Origin of the sequence: Nitrosomonas sp. Is37 (assembly GCF_033063275.1) — a bacterium.
Taxonomy (GTDB): domain Bacteria; phylum Pseudomonadota; class Gammaproteobacteria; order Burkholderiales; family Nitrosomonadaceae; genus Nitrosomonas.
Genome location: NZ_JAWJYP010000029.1, coordinates 1 through 22,372, shown reverse-complemented (window position 1 = coordinate 22,372; position 22,372 = coordinate 1). Strand labels below are relative to the sequence as shown.

19 protein-coding genes are annotated in these 22,372 nt (G+C 46.1%); 13 read left to right on the top strand and 6 right to left on the bottom strand.

The genetic code is table 11. The annotated features are described in order from the left end of the window. Positions 1–5: 5 nt before the first annotated feature. The 4 genes from R2Q26_RS12365 to recA form a co-directional block, all read right to left on the bottom strand. Positions 6–668: a protocatechuate 3,4-dioxygenase gene (locus R2Q26_RS12365; RefSeq protein WP_317536559.1), complete on the bottom strand. Its 663-nt coding sequence runs from the start codon at positions 666–668 to the stop codon at positions 6–8. Positions 669–743: 75 nt separating this feature from the next. Further along, positions 744–3,335 carry an alanine--tRNA ligase gene (alaS, locus tag R2Q26_RS12360; RefSeq protein ID WP_317536558.1) on the bottom strand — a complete coding sequence of 864 codons (2,592 nt, stop codon included), beginning with the start codon at positions 3,333–3,335 and terminating at the stop codon, positions 744–746. A gap of 42 nt (positions 3,336–3,377) precedes the next feature. After that, the gene (gene recX, locus R2Q26_RS12355; protein WP_317536557.1) at positions 3,378–3,827 is read right to left on the bottom strand and encodes a recombination regulator RecX; all 450 of its coding nucleotides are present in this window, start codon (positions 3,825–3,827) and stop codon (positions 3,378–3,380) included. Further along, positions 3,827–4,861: a recombinase RecA gene (gene recA / locus R2Q26_RS12350; protein WP_317536556.1), complete on the bottom strand. Its 1,035-nt coding sequence runs from the start codon at positions 4,859–4,861 to the stop codon at positions 3,827–3,829. The genes recX and recA overlap by 1 nt, the downstream gene beginning before the upstream one ends. Before the next feature lie 207 nt (positions 4,862–5,068). Here recA and adk point away from each other — a divergent pair, with 207 nt between their 5' ends. From adk to R2Q26_RS12290, 12 genes are all read left to right on the top strand, one after another. Continuing rightward, complete coding sequence (adk, locus tag R2Q26_RS12345; protein WP_317536571.1) at positions 5,069–5,731, top strand: adenylate kinase; 663 nt, start codon at positions 5,069–5,071, stop codon at positions 5,729–5,731. Positions 5,732–5,819: 88 nt separating this feature from the next. Then, complete coding sequence (locus R2Q26_RS12340; protein WP_090569075.1) at positions 5,820–7,079, top strand: 6-phosphofructokinase; 1,260 nt, start codon at positions 5,820–5,822, stop codon at positions 7,077–7,079. Positions 7,080–7,222: 143 nt separating this feature from the next. Continuing rightward, complete coding sequence (locus R2Q26_RS12335) at positions 7,223–9,280, top strand: sodium-translocating pyrophosphatase (protein ID WP_317536555.1); 2,058 nt, start codon at positions 7,223–7,225, stop codon at positions 9,278–9,280. A 253-nt stretch (positions 9,281–9,533) separates the two neighbouring features. Continuing rightward, complete coding sequence (locus tag R2Q26_RS12330) at positions 9,534–9,815, top strand: hypothetical protein (protein ID WP_317536554.1); 282 nt, start codon at positions 9,534–9,536, stop codon at positions 9,813–9,815. A 212-nt stretch (positions 9,816–10,027) separates the two neighbouring features. Continuing rightward, positions 10,028–11,782, top strand: a complete 1,755-nt coding sequence (locus tag R2Q26_RS12325) for a hypothetical protein (RefSeq protein WP_317536553.1) — start codon at positions 10,028–10,030, stop codon at positions 11,780–11,782. 283 nt (positions 11,783–12,065) lie between these two features. Then, positions 12,066–13,232, top strand: a complete 1,167-nt coding sequence (locus tag R2Q26_RS12320; protein ID WP_317536552.1) for an efflux RND transporter periplasmic adaptor subunit — start codon at positions 12,066–12,068, stop codon at positions 13,230–13,232. Then, the gene (locus R2Q26_RS12315) at positions 13,222–16,299 is read left to right on the top strand and encodes a CusA/CzcA family heavy metal efflux RND transporter (RefSeq protein WP_317536551.1); all 3,078 of its coding nucleotides are present in this window, start codon (positions 13,222–13,224) and stop codon (positions 16,297–16,299) included. Before R2Q26_RS12320 ends, R2Q26_RS12315 begins: the two co-directional genes overlap by 11 nt. Further along, the gene (locus R2Q26_RS12310; protein ID WP_090569093.1) at positions 16,296–16,637 is read left to right on the top strand and encodes a P-II family nitrogen regulator; all 342 of its coding nucleotides are present in this window, start codon (positions 16,296–16,298) and stop codon (positions 16,635–16,637) included. Before R2Q26_RS12315 ends, R2Q26_RS12310 begins: the two co-directional genes overlap by 4 nt. A gap of 40 nt (positions 16,638–16,677) precedes the next feature. Continuing rightward, complete coding sequence (locus tag R2Q26_RS12305; protein WP_317536550.1) at positions 16,678–17,805, top strand: DUF1624 domain-containing protein; 1,128 nt, start codon at positions 16,678–16,680, stop codon at positions 17,803–17,805. Positions 17,806–18,042: 237 nt separating this feature from the next. Beyond that, complete coding sequence (locus R2Q26_RS12300) at positions 18,043–18,192, top strand: hypothetical protein (RefSeq protein WP_176969689.1); 150 nt, start codon at positions 18,043–18,045, stop codon at positions 18,190–18,192. A gap of 475 nt (positions 18,193–18,667) precedes the next feature. Next, positions 18,668–19,525: a hypothetical protein gene (locus R2Q26_RS12295; protein ID WP_090569099.1), complete on the top strand. Its 858-nt coding sequence runs from the start codon at positions 18,668–18,670 to the stop codon at positions 19,523–19,525. Between the two features lie 244 nt (positions 19,526–19,769). Beyond that, positions 19,770–20,591 carry a class III extradiol ring-cleavage dioxygenase gene (locus R2Q26_RS12290; protein WP_317536549.1) on the top strand — a complete coding sequence of 274 codons (822 nt, stop codon included), beginning with the start codon at positions 19,770–19,772 and terminating at the stop codon, positions 20,589–20,591. A 228-nt stretch (positions 20,592–20,819) separates the two neighbouring features. On the opposite strand, the gene R2Q26_RS15565 is transcribed toward R2Q26_RS12290, so the two are convergent. Beyond that, entirely contained in the window at positions 20,820–20,969 is a 150-nt protein-coding gene (locus R2Q26_RS15565) for a transposase (protein ID WP_411182344.1), read from the bottom strand. Between the two features lie 121 nt (positions 20,970–21,090). Continuing rightward, positions 21,091–21,219, bottom strand: a complete 129-nt coding sequence (locus tag R2Q26_RS12280) for a hypothetical protein (protein ID WP_317536547.1) — start codon at positions 21,217–21,219, stop codon at positions 21,091–21,093. A gap of 190 nt (positions 21,220–21,409) precedes the next feature. Here R2Q26_RS12280 and R2Q26_RS12275 point away from each other — a divergent pair. Beyond that, on the top strand, positions 21,410–22,372 hold a 963-nt coding region (locus R2Q26_RS12275), incomplete at its 3' end, for a cadherin-like domain-containing protein (RefSeq protein WP_317536546.1).

The following is a 22,372-nucleotide window of genomic DNA, read 5'->3' as shown; positions in this document are numbered from 1 at the left end:
ATAATTTAAGATTTTTGTTTGAGCACGATAGCGTGCTCGTAAACATCCAGCGCTTCTGTTTCTGATGGACCTCTTTTTTTGGCTATCATCAACAAACGCTCTGAAGGTTTTTTCTGGTTGAGCAACAAATCGGTTTCATTCAGTGCTTCTCCGGGAAAATACATTTGGGTAGTCAATTCAGCGTAGCCCTTTTTGGATACTTTGAAATGAATATGAGGTGGCCGCACCCAAGTTGGTGATGCCGGATACGAGCCTGGCATGACTGTTTTGAAACGAAACTCACCATTCTCATTCGTCAACACAATTGCCCAGCCCTGGAAATTTGGATCCAGTGGCGCAGGATTGGGATCACGCGGGTGACGGTAACGTCCTTTGGCATTTGCCTGCCAGATTTCCACGGTAGCCTGAGATACTGGCTGATCATGACTATCCAACACACTTCCCATAACGATGATATATTTACCCTTTGCCACCCCATCGCGGCCTTGCACGCGCGTCAAATCAAAATCTTTATCGTCCTGTGGTGTGACTGGATAAAACGGACCCTCTGTTTCAGCAGGGGTAGGTGGCAGCAGTGCTTTGGCCATACTTCCTTTCGTAGTAAAAGCACCTACTAACCCACCCGTTATCCCGAACTTGATTAGCTTTCTTCTGGATAGGCTTTTCATTCTTCTCTCCTCAGACCAGATTAATTTACTATCAACCGGTTAGGCTTGCTTGAGTCGAGTGACTGAATATTATTGTTATAATTTTTGCTCTACCCAACCGGCCACACTCTCTAATGCACCGGGCAGTTTATCTGGCAAGGTACCGCCAGCCTGCGCCATATCCGCCCGTCCGCCCCCTTTACCACCTACTTGCTGGGCAACATAATTGATCAACTCTCCTGCCTTTACTTTTGCTGTCAAATCATCGGTAACCCCAGCAATGAGTGTCACTTTTCCGCCTTCTGTCGCTGCCAGAACGACGATGCATGATTTCAATTGATACTTAAAATTATCGAGAGTTTCACGCAGGATTTTTGCATTTGCACCTTCCAAGCTGGCCGCCAATATTTTCGCTCCTTTGATTTCACGCACTTGCTTACCAAGTTCGCCACTTTGCAGCGTAGCCAGCTTTGATTTCAATGAGGTTAGCTCTCTTTCCAGTTGCCTGACATGGTCGAGTAGTTGCGATAATTTCTGACTGACTTCCTGGGGTGGTGCTTTTAGGGTATCGGTAATTTCGAGCAATTGTGTCTCGCGCTGCTGCGCATAATCCACTGCAGTCTGCCCAGTAACGGCCTCAACCCGCCGGATGCCTGCAGCAACGCCTGATTCACTGATAATCTTGAAGAATCCGATATCACCGCTATGGGCCACATGGGTGCCGCCACATAGCTCTGTCGAAAAATCACCCATTGCCACCACGCGCACGTCAGTACTGTATTTTTCACCAAACAGCGCCATTGCACCGCGTTTGATAGCGTCGTCGTATCTCATCTGCTGCGTATCTACGTTATGATTACGACGTATTTGCTCATTTACCAGATGCTCGACTGTACGCAACTCATTGAGCTGCATCGGTGCATGATGAGAAAAATCAAAACGTAGCCGATCTGCATTAACTAACGAGCCTTTTTGCGTAACATGATTACCAAGTACTTTGCGCAATGCCGCATGCAGTAAATGTGTGGCTGAATGATTATTGGCGGTATTGGCACGTGCGACTGGATTGACTTTCGCCAACACTGAATCGCCAACGACCAACCGTCCACTGCTTAGTAATCCCTTGTGACCAAACACGGTTGCCTGAATTTTCTGTGTATCGGACACCATAAAGGTGCCATTGGCCGCCAGCAACTCACCACAATCGCCGACTTGCCCACCCGATTCCGCATAAAAGGGCGTGCGGTCGAGCACGATCACTGCTTCCTCAGCAGCTTCGACAAAATCAACCTGACTGCCTTGCTTGTAAATTGCCAGAACGCATCCCTCCTGTTGCAAGCTGTCATAGCCATAAAATTCGGTAGGGATGCCGTGATACTCTATACCGCCCTGCATGGTGAACTTGCCTGCGGCCCGTGCACGCTCGCGCTGGTCTGTCATGGCTTTCTCGAAACCGGCATAATCGATACTGATACCGCGTTCCCGGGCAATATCGGCTGTCAGATCGACCGGAAACCCAAAAGTATCATACAGTCGGAAAACGGTATCACCAGCCAACATACCGCTTTGTTCGCGCAAAGCCGCTTCCAGCACCTGCATACCGTTTTCCAATGTTTCCGCAAAACGCTCCTCTTCTTGCTTGAGTACGCTGGCGACGCGATCTTTAGCGGCCACGAGCTCAGGATAAGCCTGCCCCATTACTTTGGCCAGATCATCCACCAACCGATGAAAGAAAGGCACTTTCTGTTCCAGCCGGTAACCATGCCGGATCGCGCGCCGGATAATACGGCGCAATACATAACCACGTCCTTCATTACCTGGAATGACTCCATCAGTGATCAGAAAGGCACAGGCACGGATGTGATCCGCGATCACTTTGAGGGAGTTGTTTGACAAATCATCAGTTTGCGTCTCGCGTGCCGCCGCTTTGATCAAATCCTGGAACAGATCGATTTCGTAGTTGCTGTGCACTCCCTGCATAACTGCCGAAATCCGCTCCAATCCCATGCCGGTATCGACAGAAGGTTTTGGCAAAGGATGTAGCGTGCCGCTAGTATCACGATTATATTGCATGAATACTAGATTCCAGATTTCGATATACCGATCCCCGTCTGCATTGGCTGAGCCCGGCGGTCCCCCAGCTACTTCGGGACCATGATCATAAAAAATCTCAGAGCAAGGGCCGCAAGGACCGGTCTCACCCATCTGCCAGAAATTATCCATGGTAGCAATGCGCACAAAGCGTGCGGGCGCAATACCGACTTCGTTCAACCAGATATCAGCCGCCTCATCATCTTCGACATAGACTGTCACCCATAGTCTTTCCTCGGGAATTTCCAGCACTTTGGTCAGAAACTCCCAGGCATACTGGATAGCATTACGCTTGAAATAATCACCAAAACTGAAATTGCCCAGCATCTCAAAAAACGTATGATGCCGTGCGGTATAGCCGACATTCTCCAAGTCATTATGTTTACCACCCGCCCGCACACAGCGCTGTGAACTAGTTGCCCGCACATAGGGCCGTTTGTCCAATCCAAGAAAAACATCCTTGAATTGCACCATCCCAGCATTAGTGAACAGCAAGGTAGGATCATTGCCAGGAACGAGCGGACTGGACGCGACGATGGTATGACCATGCGACTCGAAGAATTCAAGGAATTTTTGTCTTATTTCACTGCTTTTCATGTTTGTTCCATTTCACATACACGTATCAATGAGGGTAAGTCTTTATTCTTCTTCATCTGAGCAAACCAAAATCTGGCGGATGATTTCTGCGGAAAACCCTCTTCCTGCCAGAAAGCGTGCCTGTTTACTGCGTTCTTTCAGATTTTCAGGAATTACACCGAATTTCTTGCGCCATATTTCACGAGCAGTCTGTAATTCGGTTTCTTTTAAATCAACCATGGCCGTACTGATCAAATGATCGGCAATGCCTTTTTCTTTCAACTCATGGCGGATTCGCTGTGCACCATATTTGTGTCTGCGACCATGCACTACTTGCTCGACTAGCCGTTCCGCTGAAAGAAGGCCACGTTGTTCCAGCACATCCAGTACTTCCGACAGTGCTTCAGGTGTCTGAGCATGGCTGGCTAACTTCTTTTCCAGTTCAAGCCGAGAATATTCCCGTCTGGCCAAAAGGCTCACTGCCCGGGTTTGTAAACTCAGCTTGATATTCATCAATCACCGAATTTCTCTTCTGCTTGAATAACTTTAGGCAGCTCAGCCAAACCCGCAGCAATCCGGATTTTTTGCTCGATTTCTTTGGCCATTTCCTTATGCTCTTTCAGATAATCGCGCGCATTGTCCCTACCTTGACCGATCTTTTCGCCATTGTAGGAATACCAGGCACCTGCTTTCTCGACCAATTTATGCAATACACCCAATTCAATGATTTCACTTTCCCGCGAGATGCCTTCCCCATAGAGAATATCGAAATCAGCTTCCTTGAATGGTGGCGCCACCTTGTTCTTGACAACTTTCACTCGGGTTTCATTGCCGATCACTTCATCTCCCTTTTTAAGCGAGCCAGTGCGGCGTATATCCAGTCGTACCGAAGCATAGAACTTCAAGGCATTTCCACCGGTTGTCGTTTCAGGACTACCAAATATCACACCGATCTTCATACGGATCTGGTTGATAAAAATCACCATGGTATTGCTTCGCTTGATATTGGCAGTTAATTTACGCAGCGCCTGCGACATCAGTCTTGCTTGCAGCCCCATCTGCGGCTCACCCATTTCGCCTTCGATCTCTGCACGCGGTGTCAAGGCGGCCACAGAATCCACCACGACGATATCGACCGAGCCGGAGCGAACCAGCATATCGGTAATTTCGAGTGCTTGCTCGCCATTATCGGGTTGCGAAATCAGCAGCTCCTGAATATTGACTCCTATTTTCTTGGCATATTGCGGATCCAGCGCATGCTCAGCATCAATAAAGGCAGCCGTCCCGCCCAATTTCTGCATTTCAGCAATCACCTGCAAAGTCAGCGTAGTTTTACCGGATGATTCAGGACCATAAATTTCAACGACCCGTCCTCGTGGCAATCCACCTACACCCAACGCGATATCCAGCCCCAAGGAGCCAGTGGAAACCACCTGAATATCGTTAGCCACATCGCTAGCATCCATCCGCATGATCGAGCCTTTACCAAACTGCTTTTCAATCTGGGAAAGCGCAGCAGCTAGCGCTTTATTTCTATTTTCGTCCATCTTTTTTCCTGTTAACAATTCATTGAATTATCGCATATTCAATACAGGAAAAAACAAACTTGCAGCAGCGTATTGCACGATGCGTATGAAGCTTCGCGAAAAATTAGCAAAAACTTCAAGTATATGGCTCGCCTGCGATATAATTTGCATTTGCTGACATTGAGACAATTCTTTTCTTATATTCTTGGCGATAATAGGGAGAAAATCATTAGAATCATTTTGTTAGGTGCCCCAGGAGCGGGTAAAGGCACTCAGGCCAACCATATCAAAGAACATTTTGGTATCCCACAAATCTCGACTGGGGACATGCTGCGTAATGCTGTCAAGGCCGGAACAGAGCTTGGTATCATGGCAAAAAAAATTATGGAGTCAGGCGGTCTGGTGTCAGATGACATCATTATCAATCTCGTCAAAGAGCGTATTGCTGAACCTGATTGCGCCAATGGCTTTTTGTTTGATGGCTTTCCCCGCACTATTCCTCAAGCAGAAGCACTAAAAGCAGCCAATATACCGATCGATTATGTCGTCGAAATCGATGTGGTGGATGCTGAAATTATCAAGCGCATGTCCGGTCGCCGGGTACATCCAGCTTCGGGTCGTACCTATCATATTGAATTCAACCCACCCAAAGTAGACGGCAAAGATGATGTAACAGGTGAACCATTGATCCAGCGGGACGATGACCGAGAAGAAACTGTGAAAAAGCGTTTGCAGGTTTACCATGATCAAACCAAACCACTCATCCAGTACTACTCGAATTGGTCAGCCAGTGGAAAGCCCGGTGCGCCGCGTTATATCAAAATCGCCGGTATTGGTGATGTGGAAGCCATTTGCCGCAGCATCATGACATCGCTCACAAATAAGTCCTAAAATTTTTTTGATAAGTTTTTGTGAGCTCTTTCCGAAAATAAATAAAAAAGATGTGCTAACGTTTTAATCAATCAGGAGAAAAAATCATATGGCAATAAAAAATGCATTCTATGCACAATCTGGCGGTGTAACTGCCGTTATCAATGCCTCTGCGGCGGGCGTTCTGGAAACAGCTCGTGCGCATAGCGACAAAATCGGCAAAGTGTTCGCTGGCCGTAATGGCATCATTGGTGCACTAACGGAGGACTTGATCGATACTAGCGCAGAATCTGCCGAAGCAATCAGAGCATTACGTCATACGCCTTCCGGCGCTTTCGGTTCCTGTCGTTATAAACTGAAAAGCCTCGAACAGAACCGGCGTGAATACGAACGTTTGATCGAAGTGTTCAAGGCACACGACATCGGTTATTTTTTCTATAACGGCGGCGGAGATTCAGCGGATACCTGTCTTAAAGTATCACAGTTGTCAGACACACTCGGTTATCCTCTCAAAGCCATTCATGTTCCTAAAACGGTCGATAACGATTTGCCCATTACCGATTGCTGCCCCGGGTTTGGTTCGGTTGCAAAATATATAGCAGTATCGACGCGTGAGGCCAGTTTTGACGTCGCAAGCATGGCCAAAACATCCACCAAAGTGTTTGTGCTGGAAGTGATGGGCCGTCACGCAGGATGGATTGCCGCCGCGGGCGGATTGGCTTCGAGCAAAGACTGCGAAATACCTATCGTGATCCTGTTTCCAGAAATTACTTTTAATAAAGAAAAATTTCTTGCAAAAGTCGATAGCTATGTCAAGCAATTCGGCTATTGTTCGGTAGTGGTGTCAGAAGGCGTCAAAGGCGCGGATGGCAATTTCCTTTCTGACCAGGGGCTACGTGATGCGTTTGGTCATGCACAGTTAGGCGGTGTTGCGCCGGTAGTCGCAAATATCATCAAGGATGGGCTAGGTCTTAAATATCACTGGGGGGTAGCTGATTATCTCCAACGTGCAGCACGACATATTGCTTCCAAAGCCGATGTGGAGCAAGCCTATGCAATGGGCAAAGCAGCAGTTGAATATGCGATCGCCGGGCATAACTCAGTCATGCCAACGGTTGAACGTGTCTCCAATACACCTTACAGCTGGAAAGTGGGCATGGCTGAATTATCCAAAGTCGCCAATGTAGAAAAAATGATGCCAGCAGACTTTATTACCGAGGACGGCTTTGGCATTACGGAAAAATGTCGTGAATACCTCTCACCGCTGATCGAGGGCGAAGATTATCCTCCCTATAAGAATGGATTGCCCGATTATGTCCGGCTGCAGAACATCGCGGTCAGTAAGAAATTGGGTGAATTCAAGCTTTAATCTCATACAGTTACATTCTGATGGCAAGAACGTATAGAATAGGCGCTCTTGCTGTTTCTGGTTCAAATTAGATGATTGATGCGAAATTTTCAGACCAAATTTCGCATGTTTTTCAGGTGGTCTGGCTTTAATTGGAGTTCTTTATGGCAAACGGTTTAACGATCGCAATTTTCAGCGCGATTCTTGCCCTGGTTTTCAGTGGCATCTGGATCCGGCGTATCTATGCTCAGTCTCCCGGCAATGCACGTATGCAGGAAATCGCTGCTGCCGTACAAGAAGGTGCGTCGGCTTATCTCAAGCGCCAATACATGACGATCAGTATGGTTGGTGTGCTTTTATTTCTTGCCATAGGCGTGGCCCTCACGTGGAGCACAGCCTTTGGTTTTGCTTTAGGCGCAGTGCTTTCTGGTGCTGCTGGCTTCATGGGTATGTCCGTATCTGTACAATCCAATGTACGCACGGCCGAAGCGGCACGTACTGGCCTGAATGAAGCATTGGAAATTGCATTCCGCGGCGGAGCAGTTACTGGCATGCTGGTAGTAGGGCTTGGATTATTAGGGGTAGCAGGGTATTGTGCACTGTTATACAGTGATTCAACCGCGGATCAGCCTATGAGTGACATCATTCACCCATTGGTTGGCTTCGCTTTTGGTGGTTCGCTGATTTCCATCTTCGCGCGTCTGGGTGGAGGTATTTTTACAAAAGGCGCAGACGTTGGTGCAGACTTGGTAGGCAAGGTAGAAGCGGGAATCCCTGAAGATGATCCACGTAATCCGGCAGTAATCGCGGATAACGTGGGCGATAATGTTGGTGATTGTGCTGGAATGGCAGCCGATTTGTTTGAAACCTATGCCGTTACCATCATCGCAACCATGATACTGGGTTCTTTGTTGTTCACGTCGGATGCTGCCAGCGCTGTTGTTTATCCATTGATGCTGGGTGCAGTCTCGATTGTCGCTTCTATCATAGGTTGCTACTATGTCAAAATGCGTGAAGGCGGCAAAATCATGAATGCGCTTTATCGTGGACTAGCCGTTGCAGGCGGCATTGCGTTTTTTGCCTATCTGCCCGTCACTGTCTGGTTTATGGGTGGTCTCTCGTTAAATCATGATGGTGTTGATATAGCTGGCGGTGAACTGGTCATGCGCTTGTTTATTTGCGCCGCTATTGGATTGATTCTGACAGGATTGATGGTAATCATCACCGAATATTACACCTCGACTGAATATCCACCTGTTCAGCATATCGCTAACGCATCGACTACAGGACATGGTACCAATATCATCGCAGGTCTGGGCGTATCCATGCGTGCTACTGCAGCACCTGTTCTGGCAGTGTGTGCAAGTATCCTGATTGCTTATTCATTGGCGGGCCTGTATGGTATTGCCATTGCGGCTACCGCCATGCTGTCCATGACCGGTATTATTGTTGCACTTGATGCTTATGGTCCCATTACTGACAATGCAGGTGGTATTGCTGAAATGTCTGGCATGCCTGAGTCCGTGCGTGCGATTACTGATCCACTCGATGCAGTTGGTAACACTACCAAAGCTGTAACCAAAGGTTATGCCATTGGTTCGGCAGGGCTAGCCGCACTGGTGCTGTTTGCTGATTATACCTATGGCCTGGAGCATGCTAATAAGTTGCTCACTTTTGATTTGTCTAACCACCTGGTCATTATCGGTCTGTTTATTGGTGGCATGGTGCCTTACTTGTTTGGTGCCATGTCGATGGAAGCCGTTGGACGTGCCGCGGGCTCAGTGGTCATTGAAGTGCGCCGTCAATTCAGGGAAATTCCAGGCATCATGGAAGGAACGGCTAAACCAGATTATTCCCGTGCGGTTGATATGCTGACCAAAGCAGCCATTAAAGAAATGATCGCACCATCATTGCTGCCAGTTCTGGTTCCTGTGCTGGTAGGCGTATTCCTCGGCCCACAAGCACTTGGTGGTGTATTGATGGGCTCTATCATTACCGGTCTGTTCGTGGCTATTTCCATGACAACGGGTGGTGGTGCGTGGGATAACGCAAAAAAATACATTGAAGATGGTAACTATGGTGGCAAAGGAAGTGAAGCTCACAAATCGGCAGTTACTGGTGACACTGTTGGCGATCCGTACAAAGACACGGCTGGCCCAGCCATCAATCCGCTGATCAAAATTATCAACATCGTGGCATTACTGATCATTCCGTTGCTGTAAGGGGATAATTGTTGGTCATTGAAAAAGCCCACCACTTAAAGCTGGTGGGCTTTTTTTTCTAACTATCAACTGCGTTTTCCTCATTGCTATCATCCTGTCGTTGCATTCTCTGGCTACATTACGTAGGATTGATCGTGAATGCCAGTGAGCAAATTAAAGTACTATCTGCTCGCCAGCAATCACTCGTGTTTACAATCTTTATCAGAAACTCTGTGTAACTGTTTGTATTAACAACATTAACAGGAGAATCAAGATGAACGTCAAAGCACGTATACTTATACTAGCGATCGGACTTACCTCTTTTGTAACGCTCGCCTTTGCTAACAAATATGAAACAGAGGTCAAGCTCTATCAGCTTCCAGAAGCCGTTCAGAAAACTATCATTGTAAACTTACAAGGTGGGGAAGCTGAAAAGATTGAAAAGGAAATAGCGAATTCAGTCACCACTTATGAGGTTCATGTCAAAAGACATGTCGGTGACACTTTTAAAATGAAGGTCGATAAAAATGGCAGGCTGGTTTTAGAAGGCAAATAGCTAAATTCTGGAATTAAAAAACTCTACAAATTATTGTGGGTCTGACTGATCATCAGTCAGACCCGACTCAATCATTCAGCTCTACCTCATTCCGTTACAAAATCAAACATAATGCTCAGGTGGAATCACATTCTATCCAGACGATGCAACAAAGAAAAACTGGTAAAGCAAATTTTGAGTTGGAGTTGGAAAAAAACTAGAAAAGGGTAATTATGTTATACAAGATCATTCGTTTCCTGAGCTGGGTTTTCATAATCACCGTTGCTACCTTGTTAAGCGCACACGCTCAGACAAATTTAGTAAAGGGACCAGATCAATCCACATCGGTTCATAAGCATGAACGCACGGAGCAAGCTCATCATTCAGAACCATCCGGTCAGCTCGCGCCCAGGCTGCAAAATCTTGGCACTCATACTTTTCCAGTAAGCACCAGCAACCCGCAGGCGCAATTGTTCATGAATCAAGGATTGAATCTAGCCTATGGATTCAATCATGCCGAAGCAGGCCGTGCCTTCAGCGAAGCCGCGCGACTCGATCCTACCCTGGCAATGGCTTATTGGGGGCAGGCGCTCGTGCTAGGGCCCAATATTAATGCAATGATGGATCCAAAAAAAGAGCAACAGGCGCTTGAGCTTGTTCAAAAAGCGATTTCATTGATGGTGACCGCAACACCGAGAGAACAGGTGCTTATTCGTGCACTGGAAAAACGTTACTCGGGTAAAGCAGAAGATCGCAGCGTAAATAACCAAGCTTATGCAGCAGCCATGCGATCAGCACACCAACGTTTTCCGGATGATCTCGATATCGCCATGCTCTATGTCGAAGCGATGATGGATCTTCGGCCTTGGGGTTACTGGATGCCAGATGGGCATCCCTATGACGGCACAACCGAAATTGTAGCGATTACCGAAGAAATCATGCGCAAAAACCCGAAGCATCCCGGTGCCTTGCACATGTACATCCATCTTATGGAACCCACCTGCGCGCCTGAGCGTGCGGAAAAAGCAGCGGATACCTTGTTGATACTCATGCCAGATGCGGGTCATACGGTGCATATGCCCTCGCATATTTATCAGCGGATCGGACGCTATGCAGACTCGATGAAAAGCAACCAGCTCGCTATCGCTGCGGATGAAGACTATCTTGCCCAAGATCAAGCGCAAGGGATCTATCCGATGGGTTACTATCCGCACAACCTCCACTTTCTCTGGTTTGCAGCCACACTGGATGGACAAAGCAAGATTGCGATTGAGGCAGCCCGCAAGGCAGCAGCCAAAATTGATGATGCCGTGCTGAACGAGTTACCCGAAACGGCGATATTTCGTGTCATCCCGTACTGGACGCTGGCACGATTTGGCCACTGGCAAGATGTGCTCCAGGAACCGGCACCGTCTGCGAGCAATGCGTTTCTGTCAGGTAGCTGGCACTATGTGCGTGGCCTTGCATTCGTGGCGATGGGCCAATTACAGCAAGCGGAGCAAGAACTCGCATCATTGCGTAAGATCATGCAGAACCCAAGCCTGGATGCAACGCTCTTCTCGCAGAATACAGCTCGCACGGTACTCGCCATCGGCCCCGAGGTATTGGCCGGCGAGATCAAAGCTGCCCATGGGAAGTTCGATGAAGCGATTGCACATCTCGATCGCGCTGTTCGCCTGGAAGATGGTCTAGTTTATACTGAACCGGCTGAATGGCATTTCCCGCCACGTCTGGCGCTGGGAGCAATTCTGCTCGAAGCAGGGCGTCCAGCCGAAGCAGAAACAGTTTACTGGGAAGACCTGCGGCGTAACCGCAATAATGGCTGGGCATTGTACGGTCTGCTGCAAGCGTTGCGTGCTCAGCAGAAAAATGATCAGGCAGTCCTTATCGAGGCTCGCTTCAAGAAGGCATGGGAGCGTGCTGACATCATGCTCAATGCCTCACGCTTTGGGCGGGATGTCGACTCCATTGTCATGAAAAGAGAGTGATGACAACGCTCTAGATCTGCTGGAAGTACATTAGAACCAGCTGGTCTGTCTGCTCCAGGCCGGATAGAAAATCACATCCTTTACCTGTGGATCACCATGCGAAAATCATGTGATCTCTGAAAGGCATCCATCTTAAGAATTTCCTTAATTCTTATCCATCTAAACAGTACTCTTGTTGAAAAACGTGCGTTAAGATTTTCATCTATATCTTCTTGCCTAACAATGGAGATATTTCAAGAATGTTAAATGTTGTCGGACTTCCATAGGCTTAGGGCGAAAAATTATGAGCACAATGTCTCTCAATATCGCTCAACTAATCGTCGGATTGTTATGCCTCTCGTTGCTGGCTTGCCAACCCAAAAACAATGAACAATTGCAGCAGACTACTGTTCTCTCCAGGAACGAGGTGATACTTGACGAAAGATCACCCAAGCACAGCTATATCAAAGAAGCAGTTATCGACTTAATCCAGCGTCCGCTCATGGAGCAAGTAACCGGTAAAATTACTTATGATGAAACCCGCACCGTTCGTGTTTCTTCACCGATTGCAGGGCGAGTGGTTGGAACCATTGCCGAAGTAGGAAGCCATGTTCGTATAGGTGACATATTAACGGAATTGGATAGTCCTGAGCTTGGGCAGGCGCAAGCTGCTTACGCTGAAGCATTAGCTGATTTGAACCTGGCTAACCATACTTTCCAGCGTATGCGATTACTATACGATAATGATGTCGCGCCACGTAAGCAATTGGAGCAAGCAGAAGATGATCTAATCCGTGCTCGTAGCGAAGCAGAAAGAGCCCGCCTCAGACTTGCAAACCTGGGTATACGCGACAATCCTCGTATGGATAACCGTTTTGTTTTACATGCTCCCCTCTCAGGGGTTATCACAGAGCGCAATATCAATCCAGGCATGGAAATCAAACCTGATCTGAGCGAACCGTTATTTGTCATTTCTGATCTCTCTAGATTATGGGTACAAATCGATATCTTTGAGAAGGATATTGGTTTGATCCATACCGGTGCCAAAGTAGTGCTGAACGTCCAAGCGTTTCCCAGTGAAGATTTCACTGCAATAGTTGATTACGTTGGTCAGATAGTGTATGAAACAACGCGCACAGTGAAGGTGCGCTGCACATTATCCAACACAGATGGTCGTCTGTTACCTTTCATGTTTGCCAGTGTCAAAGTGGAAAGCGATCCGACAGATCTGGCAATAGTTGTACCGTTAACAGCATTATTTACTGAAAATGAATCTGAATGGGTATATGTCAATATCGGTAATTATCACTACCAGAAACGGCTTGTCAAAACGGGGTTGCGTCTCAAAGAGAAAGTAGTGATTCATGAAGGCCTGAAGCCTGGTGAGCGCCTCGTGACCGATGGCGCGCTCTTGCTGCGCGCCGAGCAAGAAACTGAGCAGCTAAAAGAAGAAACACGCAATGATTACTAGAGTCATCGCATTCTGCCTGCAACAGCATTTGATTATTATTGGCGCATCCCTCCTACTGATCGCACTAGGCATTCGATCATTTGAACGTCTGCCAGTACAAGCTTTTCCAGATGTACAAAATGTTTTTGTACAAGTCGTTACTCAATATCCCGGTCAGGCTCCGGAAGAAGTGGAAAAATTGATTAGCTTACCGATCGAAAGGGCAATGAATGGTCTTCCGCATTTGCTCAATATGCGTTCCGTATCAATTTTTGGCTTATCTGTTGTAACGTTGACTTTCGACGATACTGCTGAAGATTATTTTTCCCGGCAGCAGGTACTTGAACGATTACGTGGTATTCATTTGCCAGCGGATGTAACACCATTACTCGGCCCTTTAACTACCGGCATAGGTGAAATCTATCGTTATCTCATTGAAGCGCCCGGAGTTTCTTTAATAGAACAGCGAGCAATACAAGATTGGACGATTGAGCCTATGCTTCGCAGTGTTCCCGGGGTAGCTGACGTAGTGGGCTTCGGTGGAGGCATCAAGCAGTATCAGATCCAGATTGATCCTCATAAACTAAAAAATTACAAACTCACTCTTCCTGAAGTCTATCAGGCCATCGCTGCCAGTAATGCCAATATCGGTGGCAGTTTTATTGAGTATGGTGATGAAGCATTGATAGTACGAGGAACTGGCTTGTTGCAATCTGTTGATGACATTAAAGAAATTGTTGTTTCTACTCAGGAGGACACGCCTGTTTTTGTCAAAAATATCGCCGAGGTCATTATTGGCCCACAGACATACAGTGGTATTGTTGGCTATAACAAATACGATAATGTAGTCCAGGGGATAGTTTTACTTATCAAAGGAAAAAATGCCATTGAAGTGTTGAATGGGGTAAAAGAAAAAATCAACCACCTTAACCATTATGGCTTACCTCCCGGGGTCAAGATTATTCCCATTTATGATCGTACAGATCTGGTCCAGAAAACTGTACATACAGTTGAGCGGAATATGTTGGAGGGTATCGCACTGGTTCTGGTGATTATACTTATTTTTCTCCGCCGGATATTAGCTTCATTGGTGATCATTATTGTTATTCCGCTGTCTTTATTATTTGCTTTTATTTTGATTGATATTGCGAATGTTTCCGCCAATTTGATTTCCCTCGGCGCTATCGACTTTGGCATCATCGTCGATAGCGCGGTAGTCATGGTCGAAGCGGTCATGGTTAAAATGACGTTGGAAATGCGTCAACAGATGAGTGTAGCGCATATGCGTCAATCCATGCTGATAATAGCGGGAGAAATGGCCCGACCCATATTGTTTACTAAGACCATCATCATTGTTGCAATGATACCCATTTTTACGTTTCAGCAAGTCGAAGGAAAGATATTTTCTCCGATGGCGCTCACAATCAGCTTTGCCTTGGCAGGTGCGCTTATCATCAGTTTAACCTTAATCCCCGTCCTGTTAAGTTATTTCATTGGCCCTAAACTGATTGAACGACATAATCCGTTGGTGCATAGCATGCAACAATGGTACCAGAAGCTATTGGAAGCGGTATTACGCCATTCTTCCAGGCTATTCATAGGCGCGAGCTTGGCTCTGGCGTTGTCATTGGCTTCGATCCCATGGATTGGTACTGAATTTATGCCCAAGCTCGACGAAGGTAATATTTGGCTAACAATCACAATGCCTACCTCAGTTTCTTTGAGCAAAGCTAAAGAATTGGAAACAGATGTGCGTATGCGCTTGCTTGAATTCCCCGAAGCAAGCTCTGTGCTTACACAACTGGGACATCCCGAGGACGGAACTGATCCGAAGGGCTTTAATAACATCGAGGTCTTAATAGATCTCAAGCCAAAGAGTACTTGGCGGTATGCAAGCAAGGATGAATTGATTAAAGGGATGAAGGATCGTCTAGCAATATTCCCTGGCATGCAGTTTAATTTCTCTCAAGTAATACAAGACAACGTAGAGGAAGCCATTTCTGGTGTCAAGGGTGAAATTGCCATCAAAATTTTTGGCCCAAATCTGAAAATCCTGCAAGAAAAAGCGAATCAAATCACCCATATACTACGTTCTATAGAGGGTGCTACGGATGTGGCTGCTGAACAGCAAGCAGGTCTGTCTCAGATGGTCATTACCATAAATCGGGCAAAAATTGCACGTTATGGAATTAATATCGCTGATGTGGAAAATGTGATTGCAATGGCAATTGGAGGAAAAGCGGCTACGCAAATGTTGGAGGGCGAACGGCTGTTTGACATTACAGTGCGGTTAATTAGTTCAGCGCGCGATTCGGTGGGGGCAATTGAGAATGTCACCGTTCTGTCTTCGGATGGCAGTCATATCCCATTAGCCGAGTTAGCTGATATCAGGATTAATCAAGGCGCTTCACGAATTACTCGCGAGGGTGGTATGCGCCGTATCGCTATCAAATGCAATTTAATCGGACGTGACCAGGGAAGTTTTGTAAGAGAAGCTCAGAAAAAAATTGCTGAACAAGTTGTGCTGCAGCCCGGTTATCGTACTGTCTGGAGTGGTCAGTTCGAAAATCAGCAGCGTGCAATGAAACGGCTGTCGTTTATCGTACCGCTCAGTTTAACCATGATTTTCCTGTTGCTATTCTGGGCTTTCCTCTCGATCAGAAATGCCTTTCTGATTGTGTCGATTGTGCCCTTCGCCATGATCGGTGGACTGATGACTTTATTGCTTACTGGCATCCATTTAAGCATTTCCGCAGCGGTCGGGTTTATCGTGTTGTTCGGTATTGCAGTCCAGAACGGGATAATCCTGGTTTCTCATGTTAATGCCCTAAGGCGCGAAGGCATGACAATCTCTGAAGCGGTCTTACAGGGTTCCGTCGATAGATTGCGTCCTATTTTGATGACAGCGTTGATGGCAATGCTGGGGCTATTGCCTGCTGCTCTTTCTACTGGTGTGGGATCGGAAACTGCCAAACCTTTTGCAGTGGTTATTATTGGTGGACTGATAACCGCGACGATATCGACTCTGACCTTGCTTCCTGCGCTCTATCACAATTTTGATAAACAACACAACACGAGGATATCATGAAAGAAATTCGTGCCTATATTCAGCCATTCATGTTATCGAAACTCACCCAGACCCTGCAAGCCATCCCTGGCTTTCCAGGGATGAGTATCTCGGACTGCGAAGGTTTTGGAGAAAAGAAAATTAACAGTAAGCAGGATTATTCTCCGTATATGCCGAGAAAGCGCATTGAAATTTTTGCTCCTGATGAATTAGTGGATGTTATTTTCAATACAGTGATGGCAGCAGCTAATACGCATCAGCCTGGTGCAGGCAGGGTCTACATCATTGACGTTGAAAAAAGTGGGCATATTAGCGCGGGCGCTCCAGGATATTCCTGGGACTCAACCGACAATGTGTAAAAATGATCACTAGCAACAAAGGTTCATTGCCTTGGAGCAAATGGATAAAAACATAAATCGCATTGCAGCTCTCGACTGGATGCGAGGTGTAGTCATGGTACTGATGGCGCTGGATCACGCTTCCGCTTTTTTCAACCTGGGGCGTGTCGCAAACGATACCATCGTCACGCATATGGTCGGGTCAAGTTTTATTGCCGAACAATTTTTCACCCGCTGGGTAACGCATTTGTGCGCGCCTACCTTTGTATTCCTGACGGGAACGGCCATGGCGCTCAGTATTGTGCAACGACGTGAAAAAGGCATGGATAGCAAAGCCATTGATCGTGATCTACTCATTCGCGGCGCATTCATTGCGCTGCTCGATATCGTAGTGTTTTCATTCCTGAGTGGAAAGCTGTATCTGCAAGTACTGTATGCGATCGGTATCAGCATGATGATGATGGCGCTGCTTTATCGTTTGGGTAAGTGCGTGCTATTGATCAGCGCGCTGACCCTGCTCTTTGGTGGGGAAGCGTTCACCGTCTTGTTCTGGCAGCCTCAAGGTGAGGTGCCGCTTTGGCTGGCACTGACCTTCGCTCCCTGGTTCAGCGAATCATTTACGGTACTCTATCCGGTGATTCCCTGGCTCGCCATCATGATGCTGGGATGGGTGTTTGGCGACTGGCTGACAACCCGCAAGAAAAGCGCCTGGTCGGTTGCTCGCGTACTATTGATGGGAAGCCTGCTGGCCTTAGCTTGCTTCCTGCTCGTGCGTGGCTTTAACGGCTACGGCAACATGTTGCTGTATCGCGAAGACCATTCGCTCATCCAGTGGCTGCATGTCAGCAAGTATCCGCCGAGCATCAGCTATATTTCACTAGAAGTGGGACTGATGGCGATCATGCTGGCGACTATGCTATGGTTGCAGCCGAAGATCAGCATCCGTCCATATGGTCCCATTCTGGTATTCGGCCAGACAGCACTTTTTTTCTACCTCGCGCATTTTCCCGTGCTGGCTATGCTCACCCTATTTCTGGAGCGCGCTGGACTTGGACAGGCTTATCTTGCTGCGATCATCACGCTGGCCGGCGCTCTACCCGGTTTGTTGTCTCTATCGCGCCTTGAAATGGCGTTATCCAGACAGTATCCTGCGGTTTGTTTGAAGGGCGTAAGCGCACGCATCTCTTAGGGCACGTGACTATTCTTTCCTGATGGTTTCAGGGACGAAGGGATAAAAATGTATGCAATTGCATTATTGCCTACCTATTTGTTATTTCTTAACATTACTATAAAGCGAAGCTGGATTAGTTTGATGCGTTGCTTCTGCTCTGCTTCAGGAGTGTCAATCAGAAAAATTGGGGTCAAATAATTAAGCTACTCTGACTTCAGTTTTTTTATTTTTTTCTCTATATAGGAGACTGCAAAAATGAAACTTTCACTCATACTAGCTGTACTCTTAGCAGCATCTTCCCTAACTGCCTGTATGGAACCAAAACCAGGGCAGTATCCGCCAAGTGCGATGATGGAACGTGAATCTATGCCGGACAAAGCTGATGAGAAAAAATCAAAAGGCTAGAGCTAAACATATCGCTCCAATATGATGCAAATATGATGATTAAAATATTTTAACCGCCCTCTCAGGGCGGTTTTTGTTATTGGCGTCTTAATCGGGGCCAGAGTCTGATGTCGCAGAGTCTGATGTCGTTATGGTAATCAGATCCACGAACACTATCTGCTTTCCCATTCCCCTATAAAAATCTTATTAAGTTATTGAAGTAACTTATACATTTTAGAGAATTTCTCAAATATAGATCTTTTTTCAATTTTATGGCAAGGGGTGAAAATTGTATACAGTTGCATTATTGCCCGCCTATTTATCATCCCTTAGCATTATCTTGCAATAAAAGTGAATTGGTTTGATCTGTTGCTTCTGCAGAGTTTCAAGCGCCGATCTGCTTTGTTGATTGTTTTTTACTTTTTGATCCGGCCAAGTGAAGTTTCATTTCGGAGACCCAATTCTGGTTAACCCTTACCACATAAAGGAGGTACCTATGCCAAAGAAAGCTGCATTCATTACTGTTCATGGAATGGGACGAACCGACCTCAACTACAACCAGGAAATCGTACAGAAACTAAAGAGACGATTAGGATCACTATCAGATAATATCTACATGGGGAAAGTTTATTACCAAGATATTCTTCAATCAAATGAAGATCGCGTCTGGCATAGTGTTGACCGCCAATTAAAATGGGATGAACTTCGGAAATTTTTACTTTTTGGCTTTGCCGACGCAACAGGTCTTGAAAGCAATAAGGACAGAAATGGTAGTGATTATTGGAAAGCACAAGTCACAATCGCGAAGGAATTGCTTAAAGCGCGGGATGCAATGGAGGGCGACGGCCCTGTAGTTTTTCTGGCGCAATCTCTTGGTTGTGAGGTAATTTCATGCTACTTCTGGGATGCCAATCAGACTACTCCTGACAAGCTGCCTACGACTGGTATCTGGCAGAATATTTCAGATGCAGCGGCGGACATAACTGGGGGAAGAAATCTTAAAGAGGAAGAAGTTGCTTTCCTTCGAGGCTCGCATTTTCGCGTATTCATTACGACAGGCTGCAATATCCCTATCTTCGTTGCCGCGCATGCAAAGGATGACATCCTTCCCATCCACCCAAACAATAGCTTTGAATGGCATAACTATTATGACAAAGATGATGTCCTGGGTTGGCCATTAGCTGTACTTTCTGATCAGTATGGAAAAGTAGTTGTTGATCACCCCATTAACGTAGGAGGAGGGATGATGGGTTGGCTCTTAAAGAGTTGGAATCCACTATCTCATACCCAATACTGGGTAGATGACGGAGTACTCGATCCGTTAGAACAGAAACTGCGTACTTTACTTTCCTAAACATAGAACTAACCCATTATCAGGAGATACTTTTGGGGGAGCTACACAGTTAGGTGAAGAGGCACCGCACAACGAACTCATTTCATTTCCAAATTAAACATGACACAAAAACGAATCGCAGGCAGTATAAATAATACGGCAAAAAGAAGTTGGCAAAGTCAGGTTTGATTTAGAAATGAAATAATGTGCCACAGCAGCTCATTATTCAGACCTTCTTTAGCATTTTTCACTACTAGGAATTCATATGGTCAGCCGAACATCTGAAACGCTTTCACCGGTTTTGTATTTACCGCATGGTGGTGGGCCATTGCCCATTCTAGGTGATAAAACACATGAGAAGATGGTTTCTTTTCTGAAAGAGATCGTAAGCAAGCTGGGTGAGCCGTCAGCGATTCTAGTCATTAGTGCCCACTGGGAGGAAGATATAGCGACAATAACAAGTGGCAGTCATCCTGGAATAATCTACGATTACTACGGATTTCCTGCTGAAGCTTATCAAATTCAATACGCTGCAGATGGTCACCCACAGTTAGCTAAAAAAGTGTTTGAACTGATAGCAGTAAATGGCATTCCAGTAAGACTTGATGAACAGCGAGGTTTTGATCATGGTTTATTTGTACCGCTCAAGCTGATGTATCCGAATGCGCAGATACCCTGCATCGAGTTATCGCTGCTCAAGAATTTAGACCCTGGAAAGCATATCGCTTTAGGAAAGGCCATCACGTCTTTACGAAAGAAAAACATCTTGATTATCGGCTCAGGTATGTCGTTTCATAATTTAAAAGTATTTTTCTCGCGGGAAATTGATGGCAGCAAAGAAAACAATGAGTTTGATAGCTGGCTAATCGAAACGTGCACCAGCCAGGATCTTTCACCTGAAAAGCGCGAACAGCGATTGATTGAGTGGGAAAAAGCGCCGTCTGCTCGATTTTGTCATCCAAGAGAAGATCATTTATTACCGTTACATATTTGTTACGGTATCGCCTGTGCCGACACGCCGATAGCCGAAGTAGTTTTTAATCAGGAAATCATGGGCAAAAGGGTTACGAGCTTACTGTGGCAATAGAATGGGGTAATCCTGTAGCTATGCAGAAAAGGGTAAAAGGGTAAGGGATAAGGTCTTATTCTAATTTTCACTAAAAACTGCATTAATAATCCCAATCCCAGCCGGTTATACTTTTGATTAAAACTGGTGCATTTTCTCGTGATCATATAATGCGCTATCCAAATAATTTTTGATGGCATCGATGCTGTCAAATACGCAGTTATGAAAGTATTTTTTTATCAGTTCGCCCTAAAGGTGTTCCTGCAGATTCAATTCAGGTGAATACAGTGGCAGGAATAACAAACGGATGTTCTCAGGCAAATGGAAATTCTTGCTTTTATGCCAGCGGGCGCTATTAAGAATCATAACAACATTATCACCGGGGTAACGGCGGGCAATCTCGTTGATGAAAATCTGCAGGTAATCGCTATTGATGGGGCAACACCAGTCTATCGAAGGCTCCATCGAGAGGACCTGACTGCTCTGTAAGAGTAAGCATACTCTTGCGTCATCGTGGCACTCACCATCGGTCGATCTGGACGGCAACACCAACAATAACGCCTGTTTGCAATGCTTCCGAATCGAGATTATCCCACGCAGCTACCATTTCATCTAGCCGTTCCTTAAGTTTTTTCCAATCCTCGCGCAATATCGCCCTGAGGATGAGTGGTATCTGGCGCTAGTTTATGCCAGCCATGGTGAACCAGTATTCTGTCTCATCTAAACGACAAAAATATTGTTTATATAAGATAATCATGTTAATTTGTATTCCGATGTCATGCAGTATGTGTCATCACTTAAATTTACATTTGAAACAATAATTTACGAGGAGTATTTTTGTGTCAAATAAAAAAAATAAAGAAATTAATGGTTCTAATGGTAATGACAATATTCTAGGCACTGCAGATGCTGATCTTATCAATGGTAACAACGGTGACGACAGTATTACTGCTGGTGCTGGCGATGATTTTGTTCATGGTAATAACGGTAACGACGTCATTGAAGGCGGTGCTGGTAACGATAAAATCTATGGGAATGCAGGTATTGATACCGCTATATTTAGCGGTTCAATTTTTGATTACGGTTGGGTTATCACTCAGGATGATGGAGAGGGTGAAAGTGATGGCGATCACCCAGATTGGTTTGAAGGAAAAGTTACTATCACCGATTTAAATACGAGTAACGGCGACGACGGTATCGACACCCTGAAACATGTTGAGCGATTGCAATTTAATGATTATGTTTTCAATGTTGTTGGAAACAATGCTCCTTTATTGATCGCTGCGGACTCACAAGCCACTGATGAAGATACCTTATTGACATTTTCTTTGTCAGCCTTTGATTTCGATGGTGATGCAGTAACCACTTCAATAGTTGCTGCAAGTGGCGCGAGTGTCTCAGAAACAGGATCGTCTTCACTCACGCCTAATATGGGATCAGGCACTGAGTTCACTTTTAGTTACAATCCTGGCTCTTTATTCCAACATTTAGCAGTGGGTGAAACCGCAGACGACCAAGTGACGATTGAAGTTTCAGATGGAAATGGCGGAGTTTCGACGAAAGTAATTGATATCACGATCACAGGCGTTAACGATGCACCTACTGGCGCAGCTACTGCTGCATTGGCGGATGGCACGGAAGATACTCCTTATATTGTTAGTGCAGCTGATCTTTTAGCAGGCTTTAATGATGTCGATACTAGTGATATGCTGAAAATAGCAGGACTAATCGCTTCTGATGGCACTGTGACCGATAATCTCAATGGCACTTTTACCATTACCCCGACACAAAACTTCAATGGC

What these genes read in the sequence shown, in the direction of transcription:
- alaS (WP_317536558.1), bottom strand. Translation starts at nt 3,335, where the DNA reads ATGAAAAGCAGTGAAATAAGACAAAAATTCCTTGAATTCTTCGAGTCG.
- R2Q26_RS12340 (WP_090569075.1), top strand. Translation starts at nt 5,820, where the DNA reads ATGGCAATAAAAAATGCATTCTATGCACAATCTGGCGGTGTAACTGCC.
- R2Q26_RS12320 (WP_317536552.1), top strand. Translation starts at nt 12,066, where the DNA reads ATGAGCACAATGTCTCTCAATATCGCTCAACTAATCGTCGGATTGTTA.
- R2Q26_RS12330 (WP_317536554.1), top strand. Translation starts at nt 9,534, where the DNA reads ATGAACGTCAAAGCACGTATACTTATACTAGCGATCGGACTTACCTCT.
- recX (WP_317536557.1), bottom strand. Translation starts at nt 3,827, where the DNA reads ATGAATATCAAGCTGAGTTTACAAACCCGGGCAGTGAGCCTTTTGGCC.
- R2Q26_RS12335 (WP_317536555.1), top strand. Translation starts at nt 7,223, where the DNA reads ATGGCAAACGGTTTAACGATCGCAATTTTCAGCGCGATTCTTGCCCTG.
- R2Q26_RS12300 (WP_176969689.1), top strand. Translation starts at nt 18,043, where the DNA reads ATGAAACTTTCACTCATACTAGCTGTACTCTTAGCAGCATCTTCCCTA.
- recA (WP_317536556.1), bottom strand. Translation starts at nt 4,861, where the DNA reads ATGGACGAAAATAGAAATAAAGCGCTAGCTGCTGCGCTTTCCCAGATT.
- R2Q26_RS12325 (WP_317536553.1), top strand. Translation starts at nt 10,028, where the DNA reads ATGTTATACAAGATCATTCGTTTCCTGAGCTGGGTTTTCATAATCACC.
- R2Q26_RS12315 (WP_317536551.1), top strand. Translation starts at nt 13,222, where the DNA reads ATGATTACTAGAGTCATCGCATTCTGCCTGCAACAGCATTTGATTATT.
- R2Q26_RS12295 (WP_090569099.1), top strand. Translation starts at nt 18,668, where the DNA reads ATGCCAAAGAAAGCTGCATTCATTACTGTTCATGGAATGGGACGAACC.
- R2Q26_RS12365 (WP_317536559.1), bottom strand. Translation starts at nt 668, where the DNA reads ATGAAAAGCCTATCCAGAAGAAAGCTAATCAAGTTCGGGATAACGGGT.
- R2Q26_RS12305 (WP_317536550.1), top strand. Translation starts at nt 16,678, where the DNA reads ATGGATAAAAACATAAATCGCATTGCAGCTCTCGACTGGATGCGAGGT.
- R2Q26_RS12310 (WP_090569093.1), top strand. Translation starts at nt 16,296, where the DNA reads ATGAAAGAAATTCGTGCCTATATTCAGCCATTCATGTTATCGAAACTC.
- R2Q26_RS12290 (WP_317536549.1), top strand. Translation starts at nt 19,770, where the DNA reads ATGGTCAGCCGAACATCTGAAACGCTTTCACCGGTTTTGTATTTACCG.